7 protein-coding genes are annotated in these 10,289 nt (G+C 62.1%); 2 read left to right on the top strand and 5 right to left on the bottom strand.

The window, feature by feature from the left end; genetic code table 11:
• The coding region (locus MAMT_RS11540; protein WP_218579737.1) for a hypothetical protein at positions 1–359 on the top strand (359 nt) is incomplete at its 5' end.
• 104 nt (positions 360–463) lie between these two features.
• Here the strand turns inward: MAMT_RS11540 and MAMT_RS07895 are convergent.
• The 3 genes from MAMT_RS07895 to MAMT_RS07885 are packed head-to-tail and all read right to left on the bottom strand — an operon-like array spanning position 464 to position 5,790.
• Positions 464–1,846 (bottom strand): sigma-54-dependent transcriptional regulator, encoded by a 1,383-nt coding sequence (locus MAMT_RS07895; RefSeq protein ID WP_142660439.1) that lies wholly within the window; start codon positions 1,844–1,846, stop codon positions 464–466.
• Positions 1,821–3,293 (bottom strand): ATP-binding protein, encoded by a 1,473-nt coding sequence (locus tag MAMT_RS07890; protein ID WP_142660438.1) that lies wholly within the window; start codon positions 3,291–3,293, stop codon positions 1,821–1,823. The genes MAMT_RS07895 and MAMT_RS07890 overlap by 26 nt, the downstream gene beginning before the upstream one ends.
• Before the next feature lie 55 nt (positions 3,294–3,348).
• The gene (locus MAMT_RS07885) at positions 3,349–5,790 is read right to left on the bottom strand and encodes a TonB-dependent receptor (RefSeq protein WP_246186588.1); all 2,442 of its coding nucleotides are present in this window, start codon (positions 5,788–5,790) and stop codon (positions 3,349–3,351) included.
• A gap of 24 nt (positions 5,791–5,814) precedes the next feature.
• On the opposite strand from MAMT_RS07885, the gene MAMT_RS07880 reads away from it, so the two are divergent.
• Complete coding sequence (locus tag MAMT_RS07880) at positions 5,815–6,654, top strand: hypothetical protein (protein WP_142660437.1); 840 nt, start codon at positions 5,815–5,817, stop codon at positions 6,652–6,654.
• Here MAMT_RS07880 and glgB read toward each other — a convergent pair.
• Together glgB and MAMT_RS07870 are read right to left on the bottom strand one after the other, a co-directional pair.
• Positions 6,651–8,630: a 1,4-alpha-glucan branching protein GlgB gene (gene glgB / locus MAMT_RS07875; protein WP_246186587.1), complete on the bottom strand. Its 1,980-nt coding sequence runs from the start codon at positions 8,628–8,630 to the stop codon at positions 6,651–6,653. The two genes, MAMT_RS07880 and glgB, sit on opposite strands and share 4 nt — an antisense overlap.
• Positions 8,627–10,186 (bottom strand): maltokinase N-terminal cap-like domain-containing protein, encoded by a 1,560-nt coding sequence (locus MAMT_RS07870; protein WP_142660436.1) that lies wholly within the window; start codon positions 10,184–10,186, stop codon positions 8,627–8,629. Before MAMT_RS07870 ends, glgB begins: the two co-directional genes overlap by 4 nt.
• Between the last annotated feature and the right edge of the window lie 103 nt (positions 10,187–10,289).

Here is a 10,289-nt window from a genome sequence, read left to right as displayed (position 1 = left end):
CAAAAGCATCGGCGTCATCCGATCCACCGTCACAAATCGCTCAGCCATGCCCTCTTTTACCATATTCCAGAGGGAAAGGGAAAGTACGACAGGCTGTTAAGGCCAATCTACCCTTCTCCACCGAGCAGGCTTGGGCTGCGCTCCAAACCATCCATCTGGTGGAGTTCGCCTTCGAGAGGGAAAAAAGGTCGCAGGGTCACCGCCGCGAATCATCAAGCCCGGCAAATCCTCTCTACCTTACGTATCTCTGCCCGGCAGCCGTAGCCGACTCCAAAAGGGCAAAAATAGGCACTGTAGTGCCAATGGGAAATGCAATATACTGTATAGCAACTACTTACGATGCATTCCCCCAAACATAGGTCAGAGGTCGATTCATCGTGTCGTCGATGCGTCATTTCTGGCTGTTGTCTGACATCCTCACGAACGTGGGTCAGTTTTGCCTCGGCGGTGATACATTCGGCACTTATCCTGCCGCGATACCATACTTTTCCATCCGATAGCGGAGGATGTCCCGGGTCATGCCCACGAGGCGGGCGGCCTGGGAGATATTGCCTCCCGAGGCCTCGAGGGCCTGCTGCAAGAGCCGTTTTTCGATCTCGGCGGACGAGAGCCCTTCGCGAAGAAGCGTCCGGACCGCTTCGTCGGGCGTGGCAAAGGGGCGAGCGGCTCCCCCTGCGAGATGGCCCGGCCAGGCAAAATCGGCAGCCGTGAGTATCTCGTCCTTCGACCAGAGAACCGCCTGCTCGATCGCGTGGGAGAGTTCGCGGACATTTCCCGGCCACGGATATGCCTGCAGAGTCGAGAGCGCATCCGGCGCGAGCTTCTTGCCTGACTTCCCATAACGGGTGGCATGGAGACGAAGGAAATATTCCGCCAGAAGCGGAATGTCGCCCGCCCGCTCGCGTAGCCGGGGCAGTTCGAGATGGACGACGCGTAATCGGTAGTAGAGGTCGGCCCGGAAGGTGCCATCCCCGATCAAGCTCTCCAGGTTCCGATTGGTCGCGGCAAGGATCCACGGATCGACCTTGCGATCGCGGATGCCGCCGAGCCGTCGAACGGTCTTGCGTTCGATGGCCGTCAGCAGCTTTCCCTGTATGGGGAGGGGGAGGTCGCCGATCTCGTCCAGGAAGAGAGTTCCCTTGTCGGCGGCTTCCATGAGCCCGAGCTTCGCTCCTTGGGCTCCGGTGAAGGCTCCCCGCTCGTAGCCGAAAAGCTCGCTTTCGACCAAGCTTTCGGGAAGCGCCACGCAGTTGATCGCCAAGAAGGCGCCTCCTCGCCGGGAGCTCTGCTGGTGAAGGAGGCGGGCAACGACGTCCTTGCCGGTCCCCGTTTCTCCGGAGATCAAAACGGTCGGGAGTCCTTGACTTCCTTCCAGTCGGCTCAACCGGTCGATCTTTTCCCGAAGGGAGAGGATCGCCGGCGACTCCCCGACCAGGATCGGCTCATCCAGGCTTCGGTAGTAGGCCAGTTCCTGCTTGAGGCGGACGGTCTCCTCGACTCGATCGACGAGCACGCAAAGGCGGTCGAGGTCCAGCGGCTTCTGAAGATAGTCAAAGGCGCCGAGCTTCATGACGGCGACCGCATCCTCGACCGAAGCATAGGCGGTAAAGACGAGGGCCGCCAAGGTGGGATAAATCGCCCGCGCCCGACGGAGAATCTCAGGTCCGGAGAGACCGGGAAGGCGCGCATCGAGAAGGAGCAGATCGGGGGCGATGAGCTCGGCTTGCCGGAGCCCTTCGTTGCCATCAAAGGCCAGCGAAACTTCGTGGCCTTGAGCGGTGAGAAGCTCGCGAATCGACCGAGCCAGGTTTCGTTCGTCCTCAACGAGCAGAATATTGAGTCCCATCACTTCCTTCGGTTGCGGCGGGGAAGAGCAGGGTGACTCGTGTTCCCTGGCCGATCCGGCTGCTCACGGTAACCTCGCCTTCATTGTGGGTAACGTATCGCTGGACGATCGCCAGGCCCAAGCCCGATCCTTCCGGCCGCGTCGTAAAAAAGGGCTCGGTCACCCGACGGAGATTCTCTTCGGAAATCCCCTCGCCGTCGTCTTCGATCTCGAGGGCAAGACGTCGGTCCGGTTGGACGCGTGTGCTCAGGCGGATGTGTCCGCCCGGGCCGACGGCCGCGAGCGCATTGGCCAGAAGTTCGATCAGAACTTGTTCCATCTGGGCAGGATCGAACCGGGCCGGAGGAAGATCGGGGTGCAAGCAGAGATCGATCGTGACTTCCTTGCCTTCTCCTTTGGCCAGGGAGGGCGCAATGGCCTCGGCGAGCCCATTGAGGCTGCCCAGAATCGGTCTCGGAATGAGGGGCTTGGCAAAGGTCAAAAGCTGACCGATTCGGCGGTTGAGGCGGTCCGTTTCGGAGATGATTTCCCGGAGGGTATCTCCGGTAGAGCCGGTAGAGCCGGGCTGCAGGAGCGGGACCTGCGCCAGCGCGCGAATGCTGGCCAGTGGATTGCGAATTCCGTGGGCCACGGCGGCCGCGGTGGCCCCGATGGTCGCCATCCGCTCCGTCCGTACGATCTTCTCCTGCGAGGCTTGGAGCTCGCTTGCCATCTGGTGAAAGGCGAGGGCGAGCTCCCGCAGATCTCCGGAGGGAGGAATTTCCGGAAGGCCTTTTGGCTCCCCGCGGCCGATGCTTCGGGCGGCTTCGACCAAGTTGCGCAAGGGACGGCCGATCCCTTGGGAGAGCCAGAGCGAGACGAGGGCGGCCAATCCTAGGCCGGCAAGAAAGCAGAGAGCGATCAAGAGCGTGGCGGTCTCCTTGAGGAGACGAGCCTTTTCCCGGGCACGCTCGATCGCTCCCTTGTGGAACCGATGCACGAGCGCTCGCACCGAATGACGGAACGGGCCATCCAGGAAGGCCTCCAGGGAGTCGACTCCGGAAAACGAAACGGAACCTTCCGCCCGGCTCGGCCGCTCAAGGAGTTCCCGACCCATTTTTTCGAGCGCAAGCGTGTTTTGCTCCACGGAGGCGAGGCTCTCCTTTTCCGCTTCGCCCCGCGGCAGGGACCGGCAGCGGACCAGGAGTTCGCGTGCTTGATGGGCGAAATCGGAAAACTGGGCTCGGGCCTTTGGATCCTTCCCTCCGAGAACGTCCGAGACTTCCGCGACCTCCCGCTGGGCGAAAAGCTCAAGATCGGCGAGCAGCGAGAGCTGTGTCAGCTCCTCCTCTACCCGCTCGATCTGTTTCTGTCCGCGGAGCGCCAGCCAGGCGGCTTCGACAGAAAGGGCGGCGACCAAGAGAAAGAGCACGCTGGAGGCGAGACGAATGCGTGTCGCGATTTTCACGGAGGTCGGATCAGGACCGATCGCTTTCCCTTCGGCAGCCCGACGGCGCGATCGCTCAAAACTGGAGGCGGACCCCACCCCAGACACCGAAGGGCGATCCTGGCGTCACGAACGGGACGATGGTTCCTCCGTGGGGAGCGCCGGTAAAGACATTTTGGCTGATGAGGCCGGCACTCGCGTATTGCTCATCATAGAGATTGGTCGCAAAGGCGAAGATCTGGCAGTGCTTGTTGATCGTATAATAGGTTTGCAGGTTGAGCACGGCGAAGCCGGTCAGCATTGGATAGACATTGGCCCAGTCCCCGTAGAGCACCCGGCTCGAATAGTACTGGAAGTCCATCGAAACCTGCCACTGCGGAAGGAGCTGATAGGTGATTCCCGCCTTGACCATCTGCTGGGGGAGGTTCGGTTGCCGATCTCCCGGTTGGACGGGCACTGCCGTGCTCACGGCATTCTCCAGGAGCAGCGGGCTTTGAAAGGTTGCTTCGAGGAAGGACCAGTTTGCGAACCAGGTGAGCTTCTTGTAGCTGCCCTGGACGGTGACCTCGACGCCCTGATTTTGCTCCTCGCCGATGTTCTGGAAAAACCCGGCGGCCGAGTGGCCGGTCTGCTCGAACATAATATTATTGGAGATGCCGGTCCGATAAAAGGAGAAGGCCCAGTCTATGCTCCCCGGAGTGAGCTTGCCGCGGAAGCCGCTCTCAAAAGTCTGGGCCAGGACCGGGGAGAGGGATGGGTCTCCGAGTTGTGCCACGGGCAGGATCACCGGAATCGCGGGGTTGGCTCCGGTGATCTCGCCCACCATGGGCGGTCGGAAGCTCTCGCTGTAGTTGAAGAAGAAGGTGAGATCCTTGAGCGTGGGGTCGGAAACGCCGAAGGCGGCGAGCGGCTGGAGGGTAAAGCCCGCGGCGGGGGTGACCTGCTGAAAGCGCTCGGCCGCCGCCAGGGAAACCGTCTCCCCGCTATTCTCGTCGACCCCTGTGCCCCCGATGACCATCTGCGCGTAGTTGTCCCGGAGGGCCCCCGTCAAATGAAACCAGGGAGTGGGCGAAAAGGTGTCAGTTAGGTAGAGGCCGATGTAATCGCTAAACGTCGGCACGGAGAACTGATCCTGGAAGGGGTAGCCGGGAATCGTCATGTTGTTGTAATTGGCTCCCATCGCCGCCGGGTAGAATCCGGAGCTGAAGAAGCACTGGGCCCAATCGAAGCTCGCTCCCGCCACCGCATAGTTTTCCATGCCGGCGAAGCTCTTCTCCCACTGGAGTTGGAGCCGGGCTCCCGCGCCCGTCTGGGCGATCGAGCCGAAATCCCATTCTCCCGCGGGAATGGGCATCCCGTTTGCATTCAATGCCTGACCGGCCAGAGGATAGTTGAAGCCCAAGAACTGATCGACGTTGTTGGCGACGTTGCCGTTGCTGAAGTTGTAGTTCGACTCGCGGAAGTAGGCGTTGCCCCCCAAGGTCAGCTCGTCGGAGAGCTTTTGCGAGGCGAGCAGGTTGACCATGTTGAGATTATCATATTGGGGATTCGGCCCGGTATAGATCATCGAGTTCCCGCCGGTGGCGATCATGTCGAGGGGAGTGGGCCCCAGGATGTTCAGCAGGTTATCGGCTCCGATGTATTCTACGTGGACGTCGGTCGCTTCCGTATGGTAGCCGACCTTGGCGAAGAGCTGCTTGACGTAGCTCGAGCTCTGCTGGCGCCAGCCGTCCTGGCTCATCCAGTTGCCGCTCAAGAACCAGTCCCAGTTTCCCTTGTAGCCTCCGTGCTGGAACTCCAGGTCGTTGGTACCCCAGACCCCCGCGTAGTCCTGAAGCATCGAGCCCGGGCTGGTTCTGCCGTTCTTGGTCTGCATCACGAGGGCTCCTCCCAGGGTGTTCTGGCCGTAGATCGGGTTCGAGCCCGGAACCATCTCCATGTTCTGGATGGCAAGCTGCGGAACGTAGTCCCAGAGCAGGTTGTTCGTGAACGGCTCGTTGATCCGGACGCCATCCAGGAAGACGGAGATCCCCACGGGAGTTCCGGGAACGGGGGAGGCGGCGAAGCCTCGGTAGTTGATGTTGGGGAGAAACGGATTGCCGTTCATGTTGACCTCGTTGACGCTCGCCATGTTGCGTTCCATGAACTCGGGTAAGCTAAACTCTTCTTGCTGCAGCCAGGTCTTCCCCTGCTGGATCTGATAATCGCCCGGCAGGTTTTGCAGCGGCTGTCCCATTCCCGGCAGCGGCGTGACGGCGACCACCTCGACCTCGGGCATTTGGGTCATCGCCTTTTCGAGATCGGATTGGCTTTTGGCCGGGTGCCTTGGCTGTTCGAGGGCGCTGCGGAGCTTGCGGTCGCTTGGGGTCTCTTCCCCCGGCGGTGCTGCTTCGCCGGATGGGCTCGACGAATCCGCGGGCGGCTCGCTGGGCGGAGCGGGGTATCCCTGCGGGGTGAGAACGAAGAAGAGGACGACAAGAGCACCAAGCAGGGAGCGCCGAGGTTTTGTCCGTAGCATGGCGAGGAGGGAAGAGCAGGATCTGTGCCGATCGCCTCGTTTCGCACCGTGCCGCTGGTCCTTCCCGTCTTCTCTTGTGCCGCGGGAGCGGCGGAAGAGGACTACTCGTGCCATGACTGGGGCAGACTACCCACGCTTTGGGAAAATTTCGCGCACAAGAGAGCGGAGGAGACCTTTTTCCATAAGCCTACGGCGCGAGATGCCCGGGAGGGAAAGGAAGGGATGCGCGTCAACCGGAGATCGTCCCACGGAAATGCTATGGACAAGCAACAGGAACCAGGAACGGTGCGAGTGGCGATGAGTTTCGGGGAGTTGGCCCGAGGAGCGCGGGAGGTCGTGTCGGAAGCGGTCAAGGGCTTCTCGCGCCGGATTGGGCGGGAGGGAAAGCGACGGCAGGGAAGCGGGACGCCGATCGAGCAGGCCAAGGCGGAGGCCCTCCGCCGCGCTCGGCGGAGGGAAGCAAAGGCGGCGGAAGCAGGAGAAAAGGGCGATGCTTCCTCCGCGTCCGAACGGCTGCGGCGGTGGCGCCGTGAGTTTTTCCGTCATGCGCGCCGCTTTGGATGGGCGTCGGAACTCCTCCAGTCGGAAGATTGGCGGAAAGCAGGGCGAGCCTTGGCCGAGGAGCGGCTGCGGGACTCGGCGATCCACCTTGCGCAAGCCGGATTGCGGGTAGGATCGCAGGGATTGGGAAGCGCGATCGGAGGGATGCTCGGAGCCGAGACGGGCCCCGGGGCGGCCGTGGCGGCATGGGCGGGAAGCACCTTTGTCGGTGCGCTCGGGGCGCGAGCCGCCGGCGCCTTGAGCGTTCATCTTTCCCCGGAAGGCCGAAAGCCCTTGGGGCGAGGCAAAGAGAGAGTACGCTAGAGCACTCTCTTCAAGGCCAACGCCGAAAGCGGGGGTAGCGTCAGGTTGAGCGAGTGAGGCTGCCCCTGCCACGGAAGCCAGTCGGCCTCGAGGCCGCCCAGGTTCCCCATCCCGCTGCCCCCGAATTCGCGCGCGTCGCTGTTGGCAATCTCCCGCCAATATCCGGCAAAGGGAACGCCCACCCGGTAGCCGATTCGGGGAACCGGGGTGAGGTTGAAGACGCAGAGAATCTGCTCCCGCCCGTCCTTCGACTTGCGGAGGAAGCTGATCACGCTTCTCTCCGCATCGCTGAAGTCGACCCAGGAAAAGCCGTGGCCGGTGAAGTTGTTCTCGTAGAGCGCACGCTCCTGCACATAGAGGTGGTTGAGGGAGCTGACCCACTGGAGCAACTGGTGATGCAGCCCCTCGGAAGCCAGATGCCAGTCGAGGCTGACCTCGTGATACCACTCCTTCCACTGCCCGAACTCTCCGCCCATGAAGAGAAGCTTGTGGCCGACGAAAAAGAACATATAGCCGAAGAGCGCTCGCAGGTTGGCGAACTTCTGCCAGTCGTCCCCCGGCATTTTTGCGATCAGCGAGCCCTTCCCGTGGACGACCTCGTCGTGGGAGAGGGGGAGGATGAAGTTTTCATGCCAGGCATACCAGGCGCTGAAGGTGAGGCAGTGCTGGTGGTACTTCCGGTAAACCGGATCGCAGGAGAAGTAGTCGAGCGTGTCATGCATCCACCCCATGTTCCACTTGAAGCCGAAGCCCAAGCCCCCCATGTAGACCGGGCGGCTCACCATCGGATAGGAGGTCGACTCTTCGGCCATGAGCTGGATGCCGGAAAATTCCTGGTAGAGCTGCTCGCTTAAGATGCGGAGAAAGCGGATCGCCTCGAGGTTTTCGTTTCCCCCGTACTGATTGGGGATCCATTCCCCGTTTCGGCGGGAGTAGTCGAGATAGAGCATCGAGGCGACGGCATCGATCCGGAAACCATCCACGTGGTACTTCTCGAACCAGAAACGGGCGCTGCTCAAAAGGAAAGCGCGGACCTCGTTGCGGCCGTAGTTGAAGATATAGCTCCCCCAGTCGGGATGAAACCCCTGGCGCGGGTCGGCGTGCTCATAGAGGTGGGTGCCGTCGAAGAGCCCTAAGCCGTGTCCATCGGTCGCAAAGTGGGAGGGGACCCAGTCGAGGATCACCCCGATCCCCTGCTGGTGGAGATATTCGACGAGGTACATGAAATCCTGGGGGGTGCCGAAGCGGCTGGTCGGCGCGAAGTAGCCGATCGTCTGGTAGCCCCAGGAGCCCGAAAACGGATGCTCCATGATGGGTAAGAGCTCCACATGGGTAAAGCCCATGGCTTTCACATGGGCGGCGAGTTGCGGGGCGATCTCCCGATAGGTGAGGGGCCGATGCCCCTCCTCGGGCACCCGTCGCCACGAGCCCAGGTGCACCTCGTAGATCGACCAGGGGGCGTTGAGCGCGTTTCTTTCTTGCCGGGTCGCCATCCATTCACGATCGCTCCACTCATAGGAGAGATCCCAGAGCACCGATGCGCTGCGGGGAGGAACTTCCCAAAGGAAGGCGTAGGGATCGCTCTTCACCGTGGTTAAGCCGTGCTGCTTGGAGCGGATGAAGTATTTGTAGAGAACGCCGCTCTCGAGCCCGGGGACAAATGCTTCCCAAACGCCGGTCTCGTCCTCCCGGAGAGCCATCGCGGTTGCATCCGGATTCCAGTCGTTAAAATCTCCCACCAAGGAGACTTCCTCGGCGTTGGGCGCCCAGACCGAAAAGTAGGCGCCTCTCTGCCCTTTCCAGGAGAGCAGATGACCGCCGAGCTTCTCATGAAGCCGGAAGTGATTGCCTTGGCGGAAGAGAAAGGTGTCGGTCTCTCCCCAAACCTCAGGAAGCTCTTTGGGACGCGCTACGGCCTTCGCGGAGCGCCGCTCTTCTGTCATGTCGATCAGCCTTTCCGTGTCTCCTCGGCTCATGACTGTCCATTCTCCTCCGATTGCCGGCTCCCTTCCAGGAGTTCTTCAATGCCACGCAGGGGAATTTGCATCCACGCCGGTCGGTTGTTTCGCTCGTAGCCCACTTCGTAGACCGCCTTCTCCAGGACGAAGAAGTCGAGGAGTGTCCCGCGCTCCGCCGGTGCGGTCGGCAGGAAGGGCGCCCCGCCCGCGGCCGCAAAATAGCCTTCGAGGAACCGCCGGGTCTCCCGGCGCCGCCAGTCGTCGGCGACGGCCAGCCGCCGGCTTCGCTCCTCCCCCGTATCCCCTTGCAGAAAGATGGGGGCGAGGGCGGCGTAGTGAAATGAGCGGACCATTCCTGCGACGTCGCGGAGCGCCAGGGTTTTATGCCGCCTTTCGGCCAACGAGCGCTCGGGCTCTCCTTCGAAGTCGATCAGCACGAAATCGTCTTCGGTGGCCAGGACTTGTCCGAGATGGTAGTCGCCGTGGATCCGGATCTTGAGGAGGTTGGCCGGCAAGCGGAGAATCGCGCGGAAGCGGGCTTCGATTCGCGGAAAGAGCTTCGCCAGACGCTCCTCTTCGACACCGAGCGGTACTTCCGGAGGGCCGTCCGGCATCCCGAAGGATCGCCGAAGCAGGCCGAGGGCTCCCTCGAAAAAGAGGGGAATCTCTTCTCCCCTCAACGGCTCCGGCCGAAAAGCCGGGTCGTCCGGCGGGCCCGCCATCGCCAGATGGAACTCGGCAGTCCGTCTCCCCAAAAGCTCCCAGGACGGCCGGGAAGATGGCTCTTCGGGACGATGCTCGCCTGCCTGCTGCATCCACTCGGTCGCCGCCGCCAGAGCGAGGGTCCATGCGTCGGATCGATGGGGAACCGCCTCGGTCAAGAGCCCGAGCAGGATCGGAGGGCCGTTCTGCGGCTCGTAATCGAGCCGGCCACCGTAACGGGGGACGTGGGGGAAGCGGAGCACGCCGGAGAGGCGTTCGTGGATTTCTGCATCGGGATTGGGGCCTCCTTCGATCTTCCGATAGAGCTTGAAAAAGAGATGGTTTCCAAAGAGGAGCGAGCTGTTGCTCTGCTCCCGGCCGAGCAGCCGGGAATCTTTCGGAAGCTCGCCCGAAGCGTCAAGCTCGTCCAGAAGCGGACCTCTTCTCCCCCGCAGGATTCCTTGCGGCCCCAACAGCTCCTTCTCTTCGGCCAGCAGATCGAGCAGGGCGCCGCCGAAAAGCGGATCTCCGGTCGCCTCCCAAAGGCACTGCGGCGAGGAAGCGGAGAGCGGGCCGATCCGGTCCCCCTCCACCAAGCCGGTTGGCGGAAGATTTCCAGCCAACCGGATGGGCAGGGAGAAGAGGGCGGTCTCTCCGGCAGCGAAGCGAACCTGGAGGAGGAGGAGGCGCAGGCCCGCCTCTCGCGGACCGAGGAGAAAGGCGTCGGCCACCCAGACTTCCTCAAGGCCCCGTGCCTTTCCAGAAAACCAGCGCCGGCCGAGCAGGAAGGGGGGGAAGAGGGTCCCCGCCAGCCGCCGTCCTTCGGCGGAAAACCAGAATCGTTCGGCCAGTGGATCAGAGTCAGAGCGCACCCTTCTATCCTTACCAAAGGGAAACCCTCCGGGCTAGCCTGCATGTCTCACAAGCGATCTCCTGCGGCTTGCGAAATGGACCTGTCTGCTTCGTTGCGCCTTG

The organism is Methylacidimicrobium tartarophylax (assembly GCF_902143375.2).
GTDB lineage: Bacteria > Verrucomicrobiota > Verrucomicrobiia > Methylacidiphilales > Methylacidiphilaceae > Methylacidimicrobium > Methylacidimicrobium tartarophylax.
Note: the sequence above shows the minus strand (reverse complement) of the source record. Positions and strands in the feature narration are given on the sequence as shown.